The organism is Microvirga sp., from assembly GCF_014699075.1.
GTDB lineage: Bacteria > Pseudomonadota > Alphaproteobacteria > Rhizobiales > Beijerinckiaceae > Microvirga.
Genome location: NZ_JACXAB010000005.1, coordinates 227,318 through 249,956, shown reverse-complemented (window position 1 = coordinate 249,956; position 22,639 = coordinate 227,318). Strand labels below are relative to the sequence as shown.

20 protein-coding genes are annotated in these 22,639 nt (G+C 64.8%); 14 read left to right on the top strand and 6 right to left on the bottom strand.

From position 1 onward, the window contains the following. Positions 1–48 precede the first annotated feature (48 nt). The gene (locus IC232_RS10875; RefSeq protein WP_190845061.1) at positions 49–1,713 is read right to left on the bottom strand and encodes an electron transfer flavoprotein-ubiquinone oxidoreductase; all 1,665 of its coding nucleotides are present in this window, start codon (positions 1,711–1,713) and stop codon (positions 49–51) included. 276 nt (positions 1,714–1,989) lie between these two features. Here IC232_RS10875 and IC232_RS10870 point away from each other — a divergent pair, with 276 nt between their 5' ends. The 3 genes from IC232_RS10870 (at position 1,990) to IC232_RS10860 (ending at position 4,400) form a co-directional block, all read left to right on the top strand. Then, the gene (locus IC232_RS10870; protein ID WP_409564909.1) at positions 1,990–2,565 is read left to right on the top strand and encodes a methylated-DNA--[protein]-cysteine S-methyltransferase; all 576 of its coding nucleotides are present in this window, start codon (positions 1,990–1,992) and stop codon (positions 2,563–2,565) included. 71 nt (positions 2,566–2,636) lie between these two features. Next, complete coding sequence (locus IC232_RS10865) at positions 2,637–3,455, top strand: uracil-DNA glycosylase family protein (RefSeq protein ID WP_190844938.1); 819 nt, start codon at positions 2,637–2,639, stop codon at positions 3,453–3,455. Between the two features lie 78 nt (positions 3,456–3,533). Further along, the gene (locus tag IC232_RS10860; protein ID WP_190844937.1) at positions 3,534–4,400 is read left to right on the top strand and encodes a neutral zinc metallopeptidase; all 867 of its coding nucleotides are present in this window, start codon (positions 3,534–3,536) and stop codon (positions 4,398–4,400) included. 89 nt (positions 4,401–4,489) lie between these two features. Here IC232_RS10860 and IC232_RS10855 read toward each other — a convergent pair whose 3' ends face one another. Beyond that, complete coding sequence (locus IC232_RS10855; protein ID WP_190844936.1) at positions 4,490–5,083, bottom strand: cupin domain-containing protein; 594 nt, start codon at positions 5,081–5,083, stop codon at positions 4,490–4,492. Positions 5,084–5,309: 226 nt separating this feature from the next. Between IC232_RS10855 and moaB the strand changes: the two genes are divergently transcribed. After that, the gene (gene moaB, locus IC232_RS10850) at positions 5,310–5,864 is read left to right on the top strand and encodes a molybdenum cofactor biosynthesis protein B (protein ID WP_190844935.1); all 555 of its coding nucleotides are present in this window, start codon (positions 5,310–5,312) and stop codon (positions 5,862–5,864) included. An 18-nt stretch (positions 5,865–5,882) separates the two neighbouring features. Here moaB and IC232_RS10845 read toward each other — a convergent pair whose 3' ends face one another. Next, a complete protein-coding gene (locus IC232_RS10845) occupies positions 5,883–6,644 on the bottom strand; it encodes a hypothetical protein (RefSeq protein ID WP_190844934.1) in 762 nt (253 codons plus the stop codon). A 7-nt stretch (positions 6,645–6,651) separates the two neighbouring features. After that, positions 6,652–7,167, bottom strand: a complete 516-nt coding sequence (locus IC232_RS10840) for a glycosyltransferase family 2 protein (protein ID WP_246812146.1) — start codon at positions 7,165–7,167, stop codon at positions 6,652–6,654. A gap of 100 nt (positions 7,168–7,267) precedes the next feature. On the opposite strand from IC232_RS10840, the gene IC232_RS10835 reads away from it, so the two are divergent. The 5 genes from IC232_RS10835 (at position 7,268) to IC232_RS10815 (ending at position 13,692) form a co-directional block, all read left to right on the top strand. Then, complete coding sequence (locus IC232_RS10835) at positions 7,268–8,449, top strand: PA0069 family radical SAM protein (RefSeq protein ID WP_190844933.1); 1,182 nt, start codon at positions 7,268–7,270, stop codon at positions 8,447–8,449. A 311-nt stretch (positions 8,450–8,760) separates the two neighbouring features. Continuing rightward, entirely contained in the window at positions 8,761–9,402 is a 642-nt protein-coding gene (locus IC232_RS10830) for a ribonuclease HII (RefSeq protein WP_190844932.1), read from the top strand. Between the two features lie 157 nt (positions 9,403–9,559). Beyond that, positions 9,560–10,756 (top strand): site-specific DNA-methyltransferase, encoded by a 1,197-nt coding sequence (locus IC232_RS10825; RefSeq protein ID WP_246812145.1) that lies wholly within the window; start codon positions 9,560–9,562, stop codon positions 10,754–10,756. A 150-nt stretch (positions 10,757–10,906) separates the two neighbouring features. Further along, positions 10,907–11,884 carry an ABC transporter substrate-binding protein gene (locus IC232_RS10820; RefSeq protein ID WP_190845057.1) on the top strand — a complete coding sequence of 326 codons (978 nt, stop codon included), beginning with the start codon at positions 10,907–10,909 and terminating at the stop codon, positions 11,882–11,884. Continuing rightward, positions 11,881–13,692, top strand: a complete 1,812-nt coding sequence (locus IC232_RS10815) for an ABC transporter permease (protein ID WP_190844931.1) — start codon at positions 11,881–11,883, stop codon at positions 13,690–13,692. Before IC232_RS10820 ends, IC232_RS10815 begins: the two co-directional genes overlap by 4 nt. Here the strand turns inward: IC232_RS10815 and IC232_RS10810 are convergent. Next, positions 13,689–14,609 carry an alpha/beta fold hydrolase gene (locus IC232_RS10810; RefSeq protein WP_190844930.1) on the bottom strand — a complete coding sequence of 307 codons (921 nt, stop codon included), beginning with the start codon at positions 14,607–14,609 and terminating at the stop codon, positions 13,689–13,691. The two genes, IC232_RS10815 and IC232_RS10810, sit on opposite strands and share 4 nt — an antisense overlap. Positions 14,610–14,932: 323 nt before the next feature. Here IC232_RS10810 and IC232_RS10805 point away from each other — a divergent pair, with 323 nt between their 5' ends. Next, a complete protein-coding gene (locus tag IC232_RS10805) occupies positions 14,933–15,829 on the top strand; it encodes a LysR family transcriptional regulator (protein ID WP_190844929.1) in 897 nt (298 codons plus the stop codon). 145 nt (positions 15,830–15,974) lie between these two features. Here the strand turns inward: IC232_RS10805 and mutY are convergent, their stop codons facing one another. Continuing rightward, positions 15,975–17,099 carry an A/G-specific adenine glycosylase gene (gene mutY, locus IC232_RS10800; protein WP_190844928.1) on the bottom strand — a complete coding sequence of 375 codons (1,125 nt, stop codon included), beginning with the start codon at positions 17,097–17,099 and terminating at the stop codon, positions 15,975–15,977. Between the two features lie 95 nt (positions 17,100–17,194). Here mutY and IC232_RS10795 point away from each other — a divergent pair, with 95 nt between their 5' ends. From IC232_RS10795 to IC232_RS10780, 4 genes are all read left to right on the top strand, one after another. After that, positions 17,195–17,686: a DUF721 domain-containing protein gene (locus IC232_RS10795; protein WP_190844927.1), complete on the top strand. Its 492-nt coding sequence runs from the start codon at positions 17,195–17,197 to the stop codon at positions 17,684–17,686. A 71-nt stretch (positions 17,687–17,757) separates the two neighbouring features. Further along, on the top strand, positions 17,758–18,396 hold the full coding sequence (locus IC232_RS10790; protein ID WP_190844926.1) for a DsbA family protein: 639 nt from the start codon (positions 17,758–17,760) through the stop codon (positions 18,394–18,396). A 45-nt stretch (positions 18,397–18,441) separates the two neighbouring features. Then, positions 18,442–21,900, top strand: a complete 3,459-nt coding sequence (gene smc / locus IC232_RS10785; RefSeq protein WP_190844925.1) for a chromosome segregation protein SMC — start codon at positions 18,442–18,444, stop codon at positions 21,898–21,900. A gap of 342 nt (positions 21,901–22,242) precedes the next feature. Next, positions 22,243–22,614, top strand: coding sequence for an AtpZ/AtpI family protein (locus IC232_RS10780; protein ID WP_190844924.1), 372 nt, complete (start codon positions 22,243–22,245; stop codon positions 22,612–22,614). The last annotated feature ends 25 nt before the right edge of the window (positions 22,615–22,639 follow it).

Below are 22,639 nucleotides of genomic sequence, written 5' to 3'. Positions count from 1 at the left end.
ATCGCCGCTACGCTTCGTCCGGGATGACGACGGAAAGGGCATCCACTCTCACATGTTGACGTAGTTCGGCCCGCCGCCGCCCTCGGGCGTGACCCAGTTGATGTTCTGGTTGGGATCCTTGATGTCGCAGGTTTTGCAGTGGACGCAGTTCTGGGCGTTGATCTGGTAGCGCACGCCACCCTCGCCCTCGACCCACTCATACACGCCCGCGGGGCAGTAGCGCTGCGACGGGCCGCCGAAGACATCGTGCTCTGAGCCCTTCTGCAGGCCCATGTCCTTGACCTTGAGGTGGACTGGCTGGTCCTCCTCGTGGTTGGTGTTGGACAGGAACACCGAGGACAGCTTGTCGAAGGTGAGCACCCCGTCAGGCTTGTCGTACTTGATCGGCTTTACCTGGGACAGCGGCAGCAGGCACTCGTGGTCCGGCTTGCCGTGGCTCATGGTGCCGAAGGGCGACCAGCCGAAGATCTCGGTCAGCCACATGTCGAGGCCACCCAAAGCCACGCCGGCCGTGGTGCCGTATTTCGACCAGAGCGGCTTCACGTTGCGCACGCGCTTCAGATCGTAGCCGATAGGCGAGGAGCGCCATGACTCCTCGTAAGAAGCGACCTCGTCATGGGCACGGCCCGCCTGCAGGGCCGCGAACACGTGGTCGGCGCAGAGCATGCCCGACAGGATGGCGTTGTGGCTGCCCTTGATGCGCGGCACGTTCACGAAGCCGGCGGAATCGCCCACGAGACAGCCGCCCGGGAACGAAAGGCGCGGCACCGACTGCCAGCCGCCTTCCATGATGGCGCGCGCCCCGTAGCCGATGCGCTTGGCGCCCTCGAACACCTCGCGCACCATCGGGTGCGTCTTGAAGCGCTGGAACTCGTCGAAAGGCGACAGGGTCGGGTTCTTGTAGTTGAGGTGCACCACGAAACCGACGGACACCAGATTATCGTCGAAATGGTAGAGCCAGGAGCCGCCGCCGGAATTGTTCGGCAGCGGCCAGCCCATGGAATGGCGCACGAGGCCCGGCCGGAAGTGCTCGGGCTTGACCTGCCACAGCTCCTTGATGCCGATGCCGTATTTCTGGTGATCCTTGCCCGCGTTCAGGCCGAAGCGCTCGACCATCTGCTTGGTGAGCGAGCCACGGGCGCCTTCACCGAAGATCGTGTACTTGGCGCGCAGCTCCATGCCGCGGGTGAAGTTGGCGTTGGCCTCGCCGTTGCGGCTGATCCCCATGTCGCCGGTGGCCACGCCCACCACCTTGCCGTCCTCGATCAGCACTTCCGCTGCCGGGAAGCCCGGATAGATCTCGACGCCGACTTCTTCAGCCTTGCGGCCGAGATAGCGGGCGACGTTGCCGAGCGAGCCGATGTAGTTGCCGTGGTTGTTCATGAGCTTGGGCATGAACACGTTGGGCAGCGTCACGCCGCCGGCATGGCCCAGATACATGAACTCGTCGGCCGTGACTTCGGTCTTGAGCGGGCGATCCGGATCGGAGCGCCAGTCCGGCAGGAGACCGTCGAGGCCGATCGGGTCGATCACGGCGCCGGACAGGATATGCGCGCCGACCTCGGAGCCCTTCTCCACCACGACCACGGAGATGTCCGCGCCCTGCTCCATTGCCTGCTGCTTGAGCCGGATGGCGGTCGCCAGGCCTGCGGGACCCGCGCCCACGACGACGACGTCGAATTCCATTGATTCACGGGCGGGCAGGTCGGACATCATGTCTCCTCCAGATACGTGCTCTTAGATGGCAGATAGTTTATATATGAACAGTCTGGTCGGCTTCTCAAGTGCAGCCTTGCAGCATGCCGTTTTCCTAACGCGCCTCTAGCATGCCGGAAAGCGCTCATTCTGCATAAGGTTATGCCTGGACGTCCAATTCAGGATGGTGAGCTTCGAACTCCAGTCACGCGTATCTTCGCTTCCGAGAGCAGCCGTGGAGTTTTCGTGCCGTGACGGCTCCTCCGGTTGTTCACAAGCCCCGCTGGTGCTTACATGCGGATCATGCAGGCCAATCCGTCGACCCATACCGCGTTCTACACGCTTTTCGAGACCACCATCGGCCTCTGTGGGCTGGCCTGGAACAAGCGTGGCGTCATCGGCTTCCAGTTGCCTGAGGACCATGCCCCTAAGACCCGCAGTCGCATCGCAAAGCGTTTTCCGGGCGTTGTCGAGGCCCCACCGCCGCCGGACATCCAGCACATCATCGCCGATGTGACGGCTCTGCTGCAGGGTGAAGCGCGCGACTTGTCGGCCGTGACGCTGGACATGGACGGCGTGTCGGATTTCGACCGCGGCGTTTACGAGGTTGCCCGCAGCATTCCACCCGGCCGGGTGCTGACGTACGGTGAGGTTGCCGCGCGGCTCGGCATCAACAACGCCCGGGCCATCGGCCAGTCCCTCGGGCGCAATCCGTTTGCCGTCATCGTGCCGTGCCACCGGGTCGTCGCGGCGGACGGCAGGCTGGGCGGCTTCTCGGCCAATGGCGGCGCCTCGACCAAGCTCCTCCTCCTTGCCATCGAAGGTGCCAGACGTGACGAGAGCCCGACGCTCTTCGACCTGATTTCGTAGGGGTTTAAGATCCCTTGGGTTCTTTGCGGACTTGAGTTGTCCACAGCCCCTGGAATGCTTACATACGGATCATGCAGGATCTCCCCTCCGACCGCGACGCTATCCAGGCGCTGCTCGACTTCCATGTCGAGGCAGGCGTCGATCTCGCGCTCGACGAGACCCCGCATAACCGCTTCGCGGAACCCAAGGCCGAGCCCGCCAAGCCTCAAGGCCCCAAGGCTCCCCCGGCTCAGCCGGCACCCTCCCCCCGCGCCCTTCCGAAGGCTGCCGCCAGTGCGCCCGAGGAAGTTGCCGGCATGGCCCGCGAGCAGGCCCGCCACGCGCAGTCCCTGGAGGAGCTCGAGGCGATCTTGGCAGGCTTCGACGGCTGCGCCCTGAAGTTCTCGGCCAAGAACCTCGCTTTCGCGGATGGCAACCCGGAAGGCCGGGTGATGCTGGTGGGCGAGGCTCCTGGTGCGGATGAGGACCGGATCGGCAAGCCGTTCATGGGCCGCTCCGGCCAGCTGCTCGACCGGATGCTCGCCACCATCGGGCTCGACCGCACCCAAGTCTACGTGGCCAACATCGTGCCCTGGCGTCCGCCAGGCAACCGCACGCCGACGCCTCAGGAAATCGCCATCTGCAAGCCGTTCATCGCGCGGCAGATCGAGTTGGCGTCGCCTGAATTCCTGCTCTGCCTCGGCGGTCCTGCCGCCCAGAACCTGCTCGGAACCAAGGAAGGCATCCTGCGCACCCGCGGGCGCTGGTTCACCTACAAGGCCGAGGATGGGCGCGAGATCAAGGCGCTGCCGACCCTGCACCCGGCCTATCTCCTGCGCCAGCCCTTGCAGAAGCGCCTCGGCTGGCGCGATTTCCAGGCCCTGCGGCGGGCCCTGGACGGGCGCGAGTAAGGCGTCCTTTCGGAACCGGTTCATATGCTTACGCCTTAAGCTTCTGCAGTGACCTGTGCTGCGGCTGGAAGGTGAGCGATGCGCTGGCAAGACTTTCGAACCTCGTCCAATGTGGAAGACCGTCGCGGCATGGGCATGGCGGGCGGCGGAGGGCTCGGAATAGGCGCCATGGTGATCCTCGGCCTGGTCGGCTGGGCGCTGGGCATCGATCCCCGCATCCTGATCGGCGGCGCCGAGATGATGACGGGCGGCGGCTCGGGCTATCAGCAGCAACAGCAGGGCCGACAGGGTGCGCCGCAGGATGAGGCGGGTCGCTTCGCTGCCGCTATTCTCGGCAACACGGAAGACGTGTGGAACACGGTTCTGCCCCAGCAGGCCAATCGCCAGTATCAGGCTCCGAAGCTCGTGCTGTTCTCCGGCCAGACCCGCTCCGGCTGCGGCGGTGCGCAATCGGCCATGGGGCCGTTCTACTGCCCGCTCGATCAGACCGTTTACATCGATCTTTCCTTCTTCGAGGAGATGAAGAGCCGTTTCCGCGCCGGCGGCGACTTCGCCTACGCCTATGTGCTCGCCCATGAGGTCGGGCACCATGTGGAGAACGTGCTCGGTATCCTGCCCCGCGTGCAGGAGCGCCAGCAGCAGGTCAGCAAAACGGAAGGCAATCAGCTTTCCGTGCGCGTCGAGCTGATGGCCGATTGCCTCGCGGGCGTCTGGGCGCATCATTCGGATCAGCGCTGGAAATCGCTCGAGCAGGGCGACATCGAAGAGGCCATCCGTGCAGCGGAGGCCATCGGCGACGACCGGCTGCAGAAGCAGTCACAGGGCCGCGTGGTGCCCGACAGCTTCACCCACGGCTCCTCCGAACAGCGCATGCGCTGGCTCACCACCGGATTGAAGACCGGACAGGTCCAGGCCTGCGATACGTTCCGGACAAGCAGGCTTTAAGAGCCCTGAACAAGGTCTCCGAGGGCGACGTGAGGGCCTTGAGGGCAATGTGAGATCGCCCTCTTGGATACTCTCTTAATGAGTGTGCCTCAGTGAAGGTGAGCCGGTGATGAGAACGGCTTGCCAGCATCCACCACGAAAAGCGCGAACTCCTTTAATTCGGCTGAACCGCTGCTCGACACTTCCATCGGAACGTCGCCTGCATGACCGACCAGGGTCTGGCCGGCGGTGACGCGTGCCACCCCCTGCGGGGTCCTTTGCGTCAGTTCTCCGGCGAGCACGTAGAACGCCTCTGACCCTGGATGAGTGTGCACGGATGTGACGCTGCCTGGAGGACCGCCTGCCTCGTTGATGCGAAGAAGATACTGCGGCGCACTGATCCTTGGAAGCGGACCGATCTCGGCGACTTGCCTGCCACCCTTCGAGGCTTCTCCTGCGCGGCCAAGCTCGAAGAGCCAAACCTTGCCTTCGTACTCGGCCACTAATCCTAAGGGACCTGCAGCCGATTGCGCCTGTTCTTTGTTATCGAAGGTGTGGATCCGCCAGAACAGGTCCCCTGCCGGCAACTCCGTCACTTTCCTCTCAACCAGCGGCTTGACGGAGAGGGCTTGCTGCGCAGTTGCGAGTGAGGGCAGGACGAACAGCCCTGAGGTCAATGCTGCGATGAGCTTGCGTTTCATCATACAACCCCTCCAAGATTGGACGTGCTGTGGCACGAGTTCACGGACGCCCGTCGGGGATCCGGTCGACTAAGTTGTACGCAATCATCCCGGTCACTTTTTGACCGCGGTCTGACAGGTCTAACGATGCGCCTTTTGAGCCCCAAAATCCAGGTGTAATACATAGTGACAGGCTCTAGTCTCCTGCATTGCTGACGCTGAACGCTTTCCCGAAGAACAGGCCCTCTTCATGCCCGGCATCGACGACACCCTCCCCTTCGTCCCGCTCAGCATCGCCGTGCTGACCGTCTCCGACACGCGTTCGCTGGAAGAGGACAAATCCGGCGCCACGCTGGCGGAGCTCCTGACGAAGGCGGGGCACAGGCTCGCCGACCGCGGGATCGTGACGGATGACGTGGAGGCGATCCGCGGCAAGGTGCAGGGCTGGGTCAACGATTCCGGCATCGACGTGGTCATCACCACGGGCGGCACGGGCTTTACTGGCCGCGACGTGACGCCGGAAGCGATTGAGCCCCTGTTCGACAAGCGGATGGAAGGCTTTTCCGCGGTCTTCCACCGCATCTCCTACGACAAGATCGGCACCTCGACGATCCAGTCGCGGGCCACTGCGGGCGTGATCGGCACGACCTTCGTGTTCGTGCTGCCGGGCTCGCCCGGCGCCTGCAAGGATGCATGGGACGGTATCCTGGCCAATCAGCTCGATTACCGGCACCGGCCGTGCAACTTCGTCGAGATCATGCCGCGCCTCGACGAGCACCTGAAGCGGGGCAAGCTCAAGGGCTGAGGACGCGGGCTCTCGGCCTCATACGAGCGAAACCGACTCCGCGATCGTGGAGTCGAGAACAAGGTCGTCGCATGCTCCCATGAGCCAGAGATGATCCACGGTGAGTTGCAGGATCGTGCAATCCCACCAGCAATCGATGAGGGACGCGAGCGCCGCCGTCTCGTCGGCCTCAAGATCGTCTATAAGGTTGTAGAGGCCAACCACATACAGGTCGGTTTCGCGGCAGCCCAGGCTGCGCTGAATGTGGCGGAAGACGTTCTCGCCCATTCGGTTTTCAGGATAGGCGCGAAGATAGAGTCTTCCGCGATTGACGCTGCCGGAGAACAATCCACGAAGCGCGACGTGGATGGGTCCGATCTTGCCGAGCTCCTGCCGCTGCCCTTGATCGAGCACGGGCGGCTCTCCGCTTGAGAGAGAACCGCAGATCGTTGCATGCAGCTTGTCCTTGCGTCGGTCCAGCAGATCCCAGGCGATCTTGTGGGCGAAGGGCGCCGCTCTCAGCGCCTCGTTCAACGCGCCATAAGCTGGGGATCCGAACAGGAGATCACCGGGGATCGGCAGAACGAGCGAGAACACCCGCTCATGCCGGCCCATCACATAGGACGAACCTTCCCGCGCGCTGATCACACGCGGATGATCCGGCGCAACGAGCGGCAGGTGTGCAAGCCGGTAGGTCTCATCGAGGACAAGTCCTTCGCCGGACGTGAAACGCGTTCGGCTGCGCTCGTAGCCGAGTTCGGAATCCTGACAGAACAGGCTTGCGGGTTGGGAGTCGCTCATGAATGGCTCAGACGAAGGCCGGATCGCGCTCGATGGTGGCGGAGAGCCGCACGGGCATGCGGGCCCTCACCTCGTTCAAAAGCACCCGGCGGTGAACCAGATCGCCGGCGCGCACCTTCACATCCGCAAAAAGATTGGTGAGAGCACGCGCCACGCCGGCTCGCCGACGTCGCATCCTTGCAAGTCCCTGCTCCGGCTTCGACAGAGCGACGAAGCGGTCGAGCACCCGGATCCAGCCCTCCTGCGGGATATCGCCATCATCGAGGCACAGGAGCCAGTCGCGCCGCGCCGCCCGCGCGCCATCCGCCCAGGAACCGTGCTCGGCCACCACAAGGGTCGCACCGGCCGCATCGGCAACCTTCGCCAAGGTTTCGTCCTGCCTGTCCGCCAGGATGACAGCATCGCCGACCAGACCTTCGGCCACGGCGGGGACAAGGGCACTCAAGGTGGCGGCCAGAGCCTCGGGCCCATGGCTCACGCGTACGAGAACGGTAATCATATGAACACTATAGCGCTTGTTCATCAGTCCGTCGCCAAGACATTTCTGCCGATCCTGTCTTGATTTTGTTCCTGTTTTGTTCTTAAGCTTGCGGCTTCCGACACCAGATTCGCCCGAGGCTGCCATGAAAGCTCGCGCCAAGGATCAGGCCCATGATCCTGCCCGTTCCAGGCCCGTGAAGCGTACGCCCCTGGAGGCGGCCGAGGCCGCCCGACGGCGCATGGACGATCCGGCTTACCGGGTGGAGGTGGACCGCCGCCGCGGCCGCGGTGCCTCAGCCAACCCGTCAGGGCGCTACGAGCCGGCGCAGCGCGAGGCCTTCGACGACGGTTGGAAGATGGAGGAAGAGCTTCCGACCCTGCCCACCGAGGTGATCGTCGAGAAGCCGCGCACCATCGTCACCCGGAATGACTCGCCCGATATTCTCTTCAAGAAGTCGATCAACCCGTATCGCGGCTGCGAGCACGGCTGCTCCTATTGCTTTGCTAGGCCCACCCACGCCTACCAGGGCCTGTCCTCGGGGCTCGATTTCGAAACCAAGATCTTCGCCAAGCCCAATGCGGCGGAGCTTCTGGAGAAGGAACTGCAATCTTCAAAGTACCAGCCTTCTCCAATCGCGCTCGGCTCCAACACCGATCCGTACCAGCCCGTGGAGCGGCGATTCCGCATCACGCGCTCGATCCTCGAAGTGCTGAGCCGGATGAACCATCCGGTCGCGATCGTCACGAAGTCGGCCCTGGTCACCCGCGACATCGATCTCTTGAGCCCCATGGCCGAGCGGCAACTCGCCAAGGTGGCGATCTCGGTTACCACCCTCGATCCGAAGCTCGCCCGCCGCATGGAGCCCCGCGCGGCCACACCCGCCAAGCGTTTGGAAACAATTCGCAAGCTCACGGATGCAGGAATTCCCGTGACGGTGCTGGTCGCCCCCTTCATTCCGGCCATCAACGATCACGAGATCGAGGCCATTCTGAAGGCCTGTGCTGAGGCCGGCGCCCAGGAGGCCGGCTATGTGCTCCTGCGCCTGCCGCACGACCTCAAGGACCTGATGCGGGACTGGCTTGTCGATCACTACCCGGACAAGCTCAACCACGTTTTCACGCTGCTGCAGGAGGCCTGCGGCGGCAAGGATTACGATGCGAACTGGAGCACCCGCCAATCCGGCGTCGGCCCCTATGCCTGGATGCTCGGCCGTCGCTTCGAGACGACGTGTGAGCGGCTCGGGCTCAACAAGCGCAACCTGCGCCTGCGCACGGACCTGTTCAGGGTGCCCCCGAAGGAGACGGGGCAGCTGAGTTTGTTTTGAACCTCTCGCCCCTGGCTGTCATCCCGGACGAAGCGCAGCGCAGATCCGGGATCGTGTGAGGAGTATGGCTCCCTTCACCTCTCCCGGTGGGAGAGGTCGCGCCGTAGGCGCGGGTGAGGGGTTACGCCATACCCGGAGAGACCTGTAAACCCTCACCCCAACCCTCTCCCTCAGGGAGAGGGAGTTCAGCGCTCCATCCTGCACCCGATCCCGGATCGGCTGCGCCGTCCGGGATGACGAGTGGGGCTGCGACGCTCGTGAACGCTCGCCAAGGGTGACAAAACCATCCCCTTCCCGCTTTCATCCCCTCCATGACCGCCGTGATTCGCCCCTCCAAATCCTCCGGCCTCGGCCTCGCCCGCGAACTCGCCGCCCGCGCGGAGGGCTATACCTGCATTGCCGGCCTCGACGAGGTCGGGCGCGGGCCGCTGGCTGGGCCGGTGGTATCGGCAGCCGTGGTGCTCGATCTCGACAACGTTCCGCAGGGGCTCGCCGATTCGAAGGCGCTCACGGCGGCCAAGCGCGAGGCGCTGTTTGCCGAGATCCTGGCAACGTCGCAGGTGGGCATCGCCTCCGTGTCGCATCAGGAGATCGACACCATCAACATCCGGCAGGCCTCGTTGCTGGCCATGTGCCGGGCGCTGGCCGCACTCCCCTGCACGCCGGACATTGCCTTCGTCGACGGCAACGACCCGCCGGGCCTCCCCTGCGCGACGGAAGCGGTGATCAAGGGTGATTCGAGCATCGCGTCGATCGCCGCGGCGTCGGTTGTCGCGAAAGTGGTGCGCGACCGCATGATGGCGCGGCTCGGGAACGCTTATCCCGCCTATGGTTTTGCCAGCAACGCGGGCTACAGCACCAGGGCGCATCTCACGGCGGTGGCGAGCGAGGGCCCCTGCCCGTTTCATCGATTAAGTTTTTCACCGTTACGCCAAGGGTTACCGGACCTGTAACCTCCCTTAACGCTGATTAACTAAAAAGCTCAATATTTTCAAAGCGTAGGCAAGATTTGCCGATCCAAAATATTTGGATTTTATCGCGTTTGGAAACCTCCTCTTTACCCTATCCGCTCATGATCCTGAGTGTCAGTTGCGTAACCGGTGATCACCCATGGGTACCTCGCGTACCGGGGCTGCCGGCGCCGCCTCCCGGATCCATGTCTCGCGTACCGGGCGGTCTGCGCCGGCACCTCGGACGGGGCGTCAAACGCCCCTCTCCGTTCTGCCGAAAACTCTTCCTCTCAATGAGATCCTTCTCGGCGACTGCATCGCCAATCTCGAGAAGCTTCCCCCTGAGAGCGTGGACGTGGTCTTCGCAGACCCGCCCTACAATCTCCAGCTCGAACAGGCGCTCACGCGCCCGGACCAGAGCCTTGTCGACGCGGTCGACGACGACTGGGACAAGTTCGCGAGCTTTGCCGATTACGACGCGTTCACCCGCGCGTGGCTTCTCGCCGTGCGCCGCGTGATGAAGAAGAACGCGACCCTGTGGGTCATCGGCTCCTACCACAACATCTTCCGCGTGGGCTCGGCCCTGCAGGACCTGAATTTCTGGATCCTGAACGACATCGTGTGGCGCAAGGCCAACCCGATGCCGAACTTCAAGGGCCGCCGCTTCACCAATGCGCACGAGACCATGATCTGGGCCTCCAAGAGCGCGGAGTCGAAGGGCTACACCTTCCATTACGATGCGCTCAAAGCCGGCAACGAAGACGTGCAGATGCGCTCGGACTGGTTCATCCCGCTCTGCACGGGCGACGAACGCCTCAAGGACGCCCAGGGGCGCAAGGTGCATCCGACGCAGAAGCCCGAGTCGTTGCTCGCCCGCATCCTGCTCTCCTCGTCCAATCCCGGCGACGTGGTGCTCGATCCCTTCTTCGGCTCCGGCACCACGGGCGCGGTCGCCAAGATGCTCGGGCGCAACTTCATCGGCCTCGAGCGCGATTCGACCTATGCCAAGGCGGCGCGCAAGCGCATCGACGCGGTCGAGCCTCTCTCCGACGTGTCGATTGCGGCAGCGCCCGAGAAGCGCACGGAAGTGCGCGTGCCCTTCCTGTCCATCATCGAGGCAGGTCTGGTGAAGGCCGGCGAGACGCTGGTGGACGAGCGCCGCCGCCACAAGGCGGTGGTGCGGGCCGACGGCACGCTCGCGTTAGGTGCCATTGTCGGCTCGATCCACAAGATCGGTGCGCTGACGCAAGGCTTCCCCTCCTGCAACGGCTGGACCTTCTGGAACGTGGAGCGGGGCGGCAAGCTGGTCTCCATCGACGAGTTCCGTGCCAAGGTGCGGGCGGACATGGCGGCCTGACGCCACACTGCGACATCGCGAATCCGTGATAGGGCCAGCCATGTGCTGGCCCTTTTCGTTTCCTGCACTAAGCTTTCCGTCACAGAGGCGTCACCCAAGACCGCTAGCGCGGGGAAAGCCTTACCAAAAGCGAGGATCTGCCCCGTGTCGATGAAGCGAATCATTCTCCCTATGCTTGTTGCCCTCGTGCCTGCATTGGCGCAGGCCCAAGGTCTATCGGGCAATCTGGTGCTCTATACGAGCCAGCCCAACACCGATGCACAGCAAACCATCGACGCTTTCAAGGCCAAGAATCCGGGCGTCAATGTCACCTTCGTCCGCGACGGAACCCCGAAGATCCTCGCCAAGCTAAGCGCCGAGTTCGAGGCCGGACAATCCCAGGCCGACGTGCTGCTGATCGCCGACAGCGTCACCATGGAGGGCCTCAAGAAGGACGATCGTCTCCTGGCGCATGAGAAAGCGGACATCTCGGCTTATCCTGCCGGCACCCATGACCGGCAGAAATTCTGGTTCGCCACCAAGCTGATCACCACGGGCATCGCCTACAACACCAAGGCATCCTTCAAGCCGACGTCATGGGCCGATCTCACCAAGCCTGAGGTCAAGGGCCAACTCGTCATGCCGAGCCCCCTCACCTCGGGCGCTGCCCTCATCCATGCCGCGACCCTCACGGGCAATATCGAAGGCGGCTGGGACTATTACGAGGCCCTGAAGAGCAATGAGGCCGTGGCCGGCGGCGGCAACGGCGACGTGCTCAAGCAGGTGGCCGGCGGGCAGAAGCTCTACGGCGTCATCGTCGACTACATGCCGATCCGCGAAAAGGCCAAGAGCGCACCGATCGAGTTCGTGTTCCCGAAGGAAGGCGTCTCCGCCGTCTCGGAGCCTGTCGCCATCCTCAAGACCACGAAGAACGCCGATGCCGCCCGCGCTTTCGTCGACTTCCTGCTCTCGAAGGAAGGCCAGGAATTGGCCCTGAAGCAGGGCTACATCGCAGCCCATCCCGCCGTGGCGTTGCCGGCCGGCTATCCGGCGCGCGAGCAGATCAAGGTCATGGGCTTCGACGCCGCCAAGGCGCTGGCCGACGAAACCGAAAATAAGGCGACCTTCGCCGACATCTTCGGTCAGTGAGACACCGCACGCACGCCAAGTCATTCCTGGAGCGGGGAGGTCTCGGCCTCCTCGCTCCGATTGCTTTGGCTATCCTGGCTTTCGATGTTCTGCCGGCCGGTCGTCTGCTGCTGACTGCCCTTGCTCCCGGCGGTGTGTTCGATCCCGAGAAAGCGCTCGCGGCGCTCGCCAGCCGCTCGGCGATCCGCGCCACCTGGGCGACGCTGGAAACTGCCTTCTTCTCCACCCTGCTGGCGCTGCCCCTCGGCACGCTCATGGCGCTCGTGCTCGGCGTCACCGACATCCGAGGACGTCGGATTGCGTCGTTCCTGTTCGTCCTGTCGCTGATGATCTCGCCCCAGGTAATCGCGCTCGCCTTCCTTCATCTTGCAGGCCCGGCTTCCCCAATCCTCAACACGCTAGGACTCGCACCCGAGGCCGGCAGCGCCAATCCGATGATGGGACGCCTCGGCATCATCCTCGTGCTGGGTCTTCACCATGCACCCCTCGTCTATGTGATCATGAGCGCGGGCCTGAAGCGCATTCCGCTCGCCGTGGTCGAGGCCGCGCGCATGGATGGATCACCGCCGCTCAAGGTCGTGACCGATCATCTCCTGCCGCTGCTGCGGCCGCATCTCATGAGCGCTGGCCTGCTCGCCTTCGTGGCCGGCATCGGCAATTTCGGCATTCCGGCGCTGCTCGGCGCACCGGTGAACTACCTCACGCTGCCTGTGCTCATCTATCGCCGCTTGTCGAGTTTCGGCACGGGCATCCTCGGCGATGTGGCGGCGCTCGGGCTGCTCGTAGCCGTCATCGCCATCGTGTGCGTGGCGGCAAGCCAGATCCTGACCCGACGGGGCGATGTGCTCCTCGAAGAGGATGCGCCGCTGCAACCGTTCTGGATGCTGAATCGCGCCAGCGCTGTCGTCGAAACCTTCGTCATCGCGGTGATCGCCGTCACATTGGTGCTGCCGATGCTGTCGCTCCTGACCGCCGCCCTCGTGCCCTCCTATGGCATGCCGCTGACGCTCTCGACGATCACCCTCGACAACTTCATCGAGGTGCTGGTGCGGCAGGAGGTGACCGTCCGGGCCTTCCTGAATTCATTGCTCTACGCAGGCGGAGCGGCCTGCCTGCTCGCGTGCTTTGCAATCCCGATGGCCTATGGGCTCGTCAGGCTGATGGGACCGATGCGGATCGTCGCCACAGCTCTCCTTGAGATCTCCTATGTGCTGCCCGGCATCGTGCTGGCCATCGCGTGCATCCTGCTGTTCCTGAAGCCGCTGCCGCTCGTCGGCATGTCGCTCTATGGTACCCCGTGGATCATCGTCTTCGCCTATCTCGCTCGCTTCTTAGCCGTGGTGCTCAAGCCGGTGCTTGCCGGCATGACCCAGGTCGATCTGGCGCAGGAGGAGGCCGCGGCGCTCGATGGCGCACGCCTCATGCGGCGGCTTGTCGATGTCATCGTGCCCACGCTGCTTCCGGCTGCCGTCGCGGGCGGCCTGATGGCCTTCCTGCTCGCCTTCAGCGAGCTCACCGTCTCGGCCCTGCTCTGGTCGGCCGGCACGGAAACCATCGGGGTCGTGCTCTACAATCTCGAAGAGGCAGGCTTGGCGAGCCAAGCCTCCGCTGTCGCCATCGTCATCGTGGCCGTCGTGACGCTTGCCATGCTCGCGCTGAACGCGCTGGGCCGATACCTTCCCGCCGGCACCCTGCCCTGGCACATCGAGGTGGAGGGCGCAGCATCCTCAGCCCGCCAGCCGGACCGGATGCCCGCCCGGAGCGGAACGATCGGTCGAGTCGACCCAAGGCCGGCTCTGAGCGCTTAAGCGGTCAGCATCATGGCCGGGGCAAACCGGCCATGGCGGATTTCAGAATGGTACCGTGTGGACAACCACTGCAGCAGTTCCGCATCGAACAGAGCGCTTTCCTCGAAGGGCGGCGTGTGCCCGCTCTTCTCGAACACGCGAACGGTCAGATCCCTGAATTGCTCGCGGTACGGCGCCCATGTGGCGTAGGGCGAGATGAGATAATCATAACGCCCTAGCGCCAGGAACACCGGCACGCCGAGATGCTCAAGCCCCTGCGCGATATCGATGTCGCGGAACGCCTCGCCCCAGAGGTGGTCGAACACCGGCATGTTCACATGCACGCCGTCCCATAGAGGTGCGGCGTCGAACGTGTGATCATACCAGCTTCGCGCACCCATCCTCACGCAGAAGGTGACGAACCGCTTCTCCGGCGCGGCTTCGATCTCCGCCGGCAGCCCGGCGAAGTCGGCCTCGAGTTTCGCCTTGCGCTCGGGGCAGACGGGTTCCTGCCAGTACTGCTCCGTCGCTGCTTGATGCACGGCGCTGTGGCTCGGCCCCGTCGCAATCATCACCACGTGGGATACATGCTGGAGATAACGCTTGGCATATTCCAGCGCCATGTAGCCATGGCCGGAATGGCCGACGATGATCACCTTCTCCAAGCCGAGATGCCGCCGCACGAGATCGATGTCGTCGAGCACGGTATCCAGCGTGTAGTCGGACGCAGCGTATGCGCCCGTCGGCTGCGCGAAGCCGCGATGATCGGCGAAGACGAGCTTCAGGGATTGCCTCAAGCTCTGCGAGAAGACGCGCGGGTAATAGACCGCGCTGCCGATCACGAGAGCGGGCGTTCCCTCGCCCTCGATGGAATAGGCCAGTTCGAATGGGCCCGATTGAATGGTTCCGCGCACGACGGCGCGATTGCTGTCAGACATGATAGTTCCTTCATCCATGCGTCATGATCCGGCCGAAACGGGTGTTTCGGCGCAAAACTGGTCGTGGCTCCTGGGCCACAATGTTTTTGTCGGATCGCGTCGCTAACGGATGAGGCGCATGGCTGATGGACCTGATGGCAGAGCGGTCCTTTTCGCTCAAACGCAGAGGTTTGTGAAGGCCTGAGTTCCCCTTCAAAACTGAAGAGGTCCCCCACAGGCCCGTCAGGCTGCGGGTCGACGTACCTTCGGCGATGGTGTGGACACCTTCCAAGGCTGGAACATTCCCCTATGCCGAACCCGGCTCAGCGCTTTAGCATCCTCACATGGCTCCTTCGTCTCTCGATCCCTTCCGCCTCGCCCTCGCCGAACCGTCCTGGGACGATCTGCGGATCTTTCTCGCCGTGGTGGCTCATGGATCGATGAACAGCGCCGCCAAGGCCCTGGGCCAGAGCCAGCCGACCATCGCGCGGCGCATCAAGGTGCTGGAGGAAACCTTCGGGCTCACCCTGTTCCAGCGCGGCCCCAACAATCTCGAACTGACGGAAGCCGGACACGCCGTTCTGGAAGCGGCCGCTCCCATGGGCGAAGCGGCCGCCATCGTGTCACGCACGGCCGCCACCTACCGGCCCGATCCCGACGCACCCGTGCGGGTGACGGCCACAGCCTCGGTGACGCTATTCCTGTCGCTTCACGCTGCGGAACTGCACGAAGCCGCAGCACCCGTGGAGATCGCCTACATCCCAACCAGGCAGCGACTCGATCTCGCCTCCGGCGAGGCCGATATCGGCCTGCGCATGCGCACCCTCGCGGAGGGCACAGACGATCTCGTCGCCCGCAAGATCGGCCAGATCGCCTTCGCCATCTATGCCCGCACCGAAACTCCCACGGCCGTCATCGCGCCGCCTGAGGACCCGACATTGTCAAAGCAGGCAGCCTATGTGGCGGAGTTCGCGCAAGGCCGCACCATTGCGGCCCGCATCGGCGATATGCCGATCCGTTATCAGGCCGCGAAGGCGGGCCTCGGCGCCGCCTTCCTCCCCTGCTGGCTCGGCGACTCCGATCCGGACCTCGTCCAGGTGATGAAGCCCGAGGGCGACCTGATCGAGGACGTGTTCCTCGTCATGCACCGCCGAAGCCGCAACCGCCCAAACGTCACGCGGGTGGCGAATGCGCTGGCGGCTTTGTTCAAGCGCAATCAGAAGGCGCTTGTGGGCGGGTGAGGCCTTTCACAAAACACAACCTCATCCTGAGGAGCCCACGCAGTGGGCGTCTCGAAGGAGGTTCCAGAGGACACTGGAGACGCCTCGTCCTTCGAGACGGACCTAAAGGTCCTCCTCAGGATGAGGCTCTGGGGGTGCTTCTCTATTAGCTTGATCCACCCTTAGCCTGCTTCTTGCCGGGTTCCTTCCCCTTAGCGCCCGGCAACTCCCCCAGCGCATGCACCAACACTTTTTTCATGGCGCCGGGCAGCGCCTCCTCGTGCAATTGCAGCCGCGGGGTCCAGCGCATGTCCTCCGGCGCGGGGGTTCCCCTCGCGACCTTGGCAAAGAGCACCGTCAGTTCCAGGGGGAAGTGCGTGAAGACGTGGCGGACCGTGCCTGGCAGGCGCTGCCAGCGAGCCTCGATGGGCGCGTCGAGGACTGCGCGGGAAGGTTCGTAATCCGGCACCCAGTCGCTCGTCGGCGGCTCCACCATGCCGCCGAGCAGCCCTGTGGGCGGGCGGGTGCGCAGCAGGATCGTGTCGTCGGCGCGCAAAACCACGAAGGCCGCACCCTTGCGCACCTGCCCAGCCTCCTTCTTCTGCTTTTTCGGGAAGGTCTCCTGCAGGCCCTCGGCACGGGCCCGGCAGGGCACCATCCAGGGGCACAGCGCACAGGCGGGGCGCTTGGGCGTGCAGATGGTGGCGCCGAGATCCATCACGGCTTGAGCAAAGTCGCCGGGACGGTCCTCCGGCACCAGTTCTTCCGTAAGGCTTCGAATCAGCGGCTTAGCCTTCGGGAGCGGCTCCTCGACCATGAACAGGCGGGACATGACCCGCTCCACGTTGCCGTCGACCGCCGCCGCCTTCTCGTTGAAGGCAATGGCCGCCACGGCCGCCGCCGTATAGGCGCCGATGCCGGGAAGCTTCAGGAGTTCGGCTTCAGTCGACGGAAACTGCCCACCGTGCTTGTCCACGACGGCTTTGGCGCAGGCATGGAGATTGCGGGCGCGGGAATAATAGCCGAGCCCAGCCCAGGCGTGCATCACCGCATCCGACGGCGCTTCCGCGAGGGTCTCAACTGTGGGGAACCGCTCCAGAAATTTCAGGTAATACGGTTTGACCGCCGCAACCGTCGTCTGCTGCAGCATGATCTCGGACAGCCAGACGCGGTAAGGGTTTGCGGTCACGCCCGGCTTGGCGCGCCACGGCAGGTCGCGCCGGTGACGGTCGTACCAGACGAGAAGATCCTGCGGGTCGGGCTTGGTCGCGCTCGAAGCGGGCGTTAACATGGGCTTTGGAATAGCGTTCTATACGGAATATTCCAACGCGGCTTTTGGACATTCAACATGAGACGACCGAGGCGACTTTGAGACGACCAAGGCCTTTGGCCCGCCCCCTCGCCGAGTTTCTCGACGTCTGTCTGTCCCCCAGCCTGGCGGCGCAGGGCTTTGCCACGTCGGACATCATCATGGCCTGGCCCGAGATCGTCGGGGAGCGGCTGGCCGCCTTCACCCAGCCCCTCAAAATCGAGTGGAAGCGCAAAGCCCCCCATGCCGATCCGGAATCCCGACCGGACCCGGCGATTCTGGTCATCCGGGCGGAGAGCGCCTTCGCCCTCGAGCTCCAGCACATGGCGCCCACTATCATCGACCGGGTGAACACCTATTACGGCTGGCGCTGCATCGGAAAGATCGTGCTGAAACAAGGGCCGGTTCGGCGGGTTGAGAAGAAGCGCCCGGCTCCTCCCGCCCTCACCCCAGCGGACCGGGAGAAAGTCGACAGGGCCGTCCAGCCCATCGAGGAGGAGGCCCTCAAGGCCGCCCTCGACCGGCTGGGTCAAGCGATCGTCAGCTCCGGTTCACGCACGAAAGCGTGAGATGTCGGCGCTTGCCTCTGAAGGCAAGGCACTCTACCGCAGAACGAAATCTCTTCAGGAGTTCCCTTACGATGATCACCCGGCGTCAGACGCTTCAGCTTCTCGGAACCGCAGCCGTTGCGGCCTATTTCGCCACCAGCCTGCCCGCGCTTGCCCAAAACGTGTCCGCATCCGATCTCGCGGTTCAGGGGCCGCTCGGCGATGCGGCCCTGGGGCCTGAAAACGCCAAGGTGACCATCATCGAGTACGCGTCCCTCACCTGCTCCCACTGCGCCAACTTCCACAAGACCACCTGGCCGGAGCTGAAGAAGCGCTACATCGACACGGGCAAGGTGCGCTTCGTCCTGCGTGAATTCCCCCTCGACCCCCTCGCCACGGCCGGCTTCATGCTCGCCCGCTGCGACGGCGCCGACAAATATTACCCGATCACCGACCTGCTGTTCGAGCAGCAGCGGAACTGGGCTTTCACCGACAAGCCCCTCGACGCCCTGCGCGGTCTGATGCGCCAGGCCGGTTTTTCACAGGAAAAATTTGACGCTTGCCTCAAGGACCAGAAACTATATGACGCAGTCAACGCGGTGAAGAACCGGGGTATGGAGCAGTTCCGTGTGGACTCCACGCCCACTTTCTTCATCAATGGCCAGCGTCATCCTGGAAGCCTGTCGATCGATGAGATTGAAAAGGTCATCAAGCCGATCCTGGGAGAGTAAGCTCTCCTCCCCTGCCCCCTTGGGGCGGGACGGGAAGGCGCGTCCATGAAGCTGACGCGCCTTCGCATTGCCGGCTTCAAGACCTTTGTCGAGCCCACCGACTTCCTGATCGAGCCGGGCCTGACCGGCGTCGTCGGGCCCAACGGCTGCGGCAAGTCCAACCTCGTCGAGGCCCTGCGCTGGGTCATGGGGGAGAACTCCTTCAAGAACATGCGCGCCACGGGGATGGACGACGTCATCTTCTCCGGCTCCGGCGGCCGGCCCGCCCGCAACTGGGCCGAGGTGATGCTCACCATCGACAACGCCGAGCGCACCGCGCCTGCCGCCTTCAACGACACGGACCTGCTGGAGATCTCTCGCAAGATCGAGCGCGAGGAAGGCTCGACCTACCGGGTCAACGGCAAGGAAGTGCGCGCCCGCGACGTGCAGATCCTGTTCGCCGATGCCGCCACCGGGTCCCGCTCGCCCGCCCTCGTCCGCCAGGGCCAGATCAGCGAGATCATCTCGGCCAAGCCCCAGGCCCGCCGCCGCATCCTCGAAGACGCCGCCGGCATCGCGGGCCTCCATGCCCGCCGCCATGAGGCGGAGCTGCGGCTGAAAGCCGCCGAGGACAACCTGGTTCGCGTCGAGGATGTGACCCGCGAGCTGGAAAGCCAGATCGAGAGCCTGAAGCGCCAGGGCCGCCAAGCCTCCCGCTACAAGAACCTCTCGGCCGAGATCCGTCGCCTTGAGGCCCTGATGTATGCCATCAGCTTCTCCGAGGCGCGGGAGCAGGCAGCCACCGCAGAGCGTCAGGTCACCGAGGCCCTCAAGGCCGTGGCCGATGCTACCGAGGAGCAGACCCGCGCGGCCACCGCCCAGGCGGTCGCCGCCCATGCCCTGCCGGGCCTGCGCCAGGAGGAGGCGGCCGCCGCGGCTGCCCTGCAGCGCCTGACCCATGCCCGCAACGAGCTCGAATCGGAAGAACGCCGCTCCAAGGAGCGCGTGACCGAGCTGGAGCGTCATATCGGTGATCTCAACCGGGACATCGCCCGCGAGGCCGCCCAGCGCACGGATGCCGAGGCCACCATCGAGCGCCTCCAGTCCGAGGCGGACGAGATCGCGCTCACCACCGACGGGGCGGACGACGCCCGTGCCGAGGCCGAAGAGCGCCTTCATGCCGCCGAGGCGGAGCTGCACGAGGCCGAGGCCGCCTTGAGCGCTCTTCAGGCCCAGACCTCCGACCTCAATGCCCGCCGCGCTGCCCTGGAGCGCGCGGTGCGCGAGGAGATGGAGCGCGCCGCCCGTTTCCGGTCCGAGAAGGAGCGGCTCGAGCGCGAGATCGCAGCCCTCTCCGGCTCGACCGAGGACGGCCCCTCCCTCGACGACCTGCGCGAGGAGATGGCAATCGCCGAGGAGAGCGCCGGGTCCGCCGAAGAGGCCGTGATCGAGGCGCGCGAGACCCTCTCGGCTGCCCGCGAGGCGGAAAACCGCCTGCGCGAGCCCCTCAACGAGGCCGAGCGCAAGGCGCAGCGCCTTGAGACCGAAGCGCTCACCCTGGCCAAGCTCGTCACCTCCGCCACCGGAGACCTCTGGCCCCCGGCCCTCGACCAGATCACGGTCGAGAAGGGCTATGAGACGGCCCTCGGCGCAGCCCTCGGCGACGACTTAGAGGCCTCGACCAATCCTTCGGCTCCCGCCCACTGGGAAATGACCGGTGCCGGCGAGGGAGACCCCTCGCTGCCGGACGGCGTCCGATCGCTCGCCGATCTCGCCCGCGCGCCGGCCGAGCTGCAGCGCCGCCTGCGCCAAATCGGCGTGGTGGGCCGGGCCGACGGCCTTCGCCTACGCGCCCTCCTCAAGCCCGGCCAGCGCCTGGTCTCGCAGGAAGGCGACGTGTGGCGCTGGGACGGCTTCACCAATGCCGCGGAGGCGCCCTCCCCGGCGGCCCGGCGCCTGGCGGAAAAGAACCGTCTCGGCGACTTGGAGCGCGAGGCGGCGGCAGCCCGCGAGGAGGCCGAGCACCTGCGGCACGAGGCGGAAGCAGCGCTTGAGACTGTCCGCCGGGCCGCATCCCATGAAATGCAGGCGATCGAGGCCGCACGCCAAGCCCGTCAGGCCCTCGATGCCGCCCGCACCCGCCTGACGGCGGTCGAGCGCAAGGAGGCCGAACTCGGCCAGCGCCGCTCGGCCCTGCAGGAGGGCCTGACGCGGTTCTCCGAGAGCGAAGCGGAAGCGCTGGAGCGCGTGCAGGATGCTGAAGGCGCCCTGCAGGACCTCGCCCCGGCCCCCGATCTTGAGAGCCGCCTCCTCGAGGAGCGTACCCGCGTGGCCGAGCGTCGAGCCGCAGCCTCCGAGGCGCGGGCCACCCTGCAGTCGCTCATGCACGAGGCCGAGCTGCGCCGTCGCCGGCAGGAGGCTCTTGCGGCCGATATCCGCCTGTGGACCGAGCGCGCCGCCCGCGCCGCCAAGGCTTTCGAGGATCTGGGCGAGCGGCTCGAACGCGCTCAGGACGAGCACCAGCGCCTGCTGGAGGCTCCCGACACCTATCTCCAGCGCCGCCGCGCGCTCATCAGTGAGGTCGAGGAGGCCGAGGCCAAGCGCAAGGAAGCAGCCGACCGTCTTGCGGATGCGGAGACGGGCCTCGCCGAGACGGACCGCACGGCCCGCGCCGCCCTTGAGGCTCTCTCGGCCGCTCGCGAATCCCGCGCAGGCTCACAGGCCCGGCACGAAGCCGCCGTAGCGCGCCTCGCCGAGATCACCCACAATATCGCGGAAAACCTCGAGACGACCCCGGCCGGTCTCATCGAGCTCGCTGGCCTGAAGGAGGCGACCGAGCTTCCGCCGCATGCGGAGATCGAATCGAAGCTCCACTCCCTCAAGCATGATCGGGAGCGCCTGGGCGCCGTGAACCTGCGCGCCGACGAAGAACTCTCGGAGCTTGAGACCAAGTACAACAGCATCGCCGGCGAACGGGACGACCTCGTCGAGGCCATCAAGCGCCTGCGCCAGGCCATCGGCAGCCTCAACCGTGAGGGCCGTGAGCGGCTGCTCGCCGCCTTCGATGTGGTGAACAACCATTTCAAGCAGCTCTTCACCACCCTGTTCGGCGGTGGCACGGCCGAGCTGACCCTAGTCGATTCGGACGATCCGCTGGAGGCCGGCCTCGAAATCCTCGCCCGTCCCCCCGGCAAGAAGCCCCAGAGCATGACCCTGCTCTCCGGCGGCGAGCAGGCGCTCACCGCCACGGCGCTGATCTTCGCCGTGTTTCTCACCAATCCCTCGCCGATCTGCGTGCTCGACGAGGTGGATGCGCCCCTCGACGACGCCAATGTGGAGCGCTACTGCGCCCTCCTGGAGGACATGGCCCGCCAGACCGAGACCCGGTTCGTGGTCATCACCCACAACCCGATCACCATGGCCCGGATGGACCGCCTGTTCGGCGTCACCATGGCCGAGCGCGGCGTCTCGCAGCTGGTCTCCGTCGACCTGCAGAGCGCCGAGCGCATTCTTGAGGTAGCCTAGCGCATCGTGCGGACCCAGAGGGCCGCGTCAGCGAAAAGTGGTCCCGGTTTTCCGCATCGAACGATGCGCCAGCTAAGGGAAATAGGCATCGGATGGATCCCAAAAGTGGAATCCACTTTTGGGTCGGATGCCGTAAGGTTTTCAGGCCCCGCCATGCTTCAGCCTCAAAAACATGTGCGCTTTCCGGCTCAGCCTGCGTAAAACCGAGCATAAGATAATTATATCAATCACTTAGTTCTTTTCAGACGGTTCTTGACAGGGGTAACCCCCGCTCATATGGTGCGCCCGGCTTTCGGGGCTGGTTTCCAGGCATTTTCCCGCAACGCTTCACAGGAGATCGCAATGGCGGACCCTCACGAGCGGAACGGCGAGAATGAACGGAAACCGAGCAGCGCCGATGATGCCGACCTGTCAGCGAGACTGAAGTCGCTCGATGCGCGGATCTCTCAAGCATCCGTTCAACGAGCCGAGTCGGAACCTCGCGCCCGCCCGACGTCCAATTCCACTGCTCTCGGCCAAGCCTTCCGGCTCTCGGCCGAATTCGTCGCAGGAGTTGCCGCTGGCGGAATTCTGGGTTGGATCGTCGACTACCTGTTCGGATCTTCCCCTTGGGGTCTGATCGTTTGTCTGATACTCGGCTTCTGCGCCGGGATGCTCAATCTGATGCGAGCAGCCGGGGTGGTCAAACCCGCCCGGCACGACGACAAGCGGTGACGGACTTCGAACGCCGAACGGCATT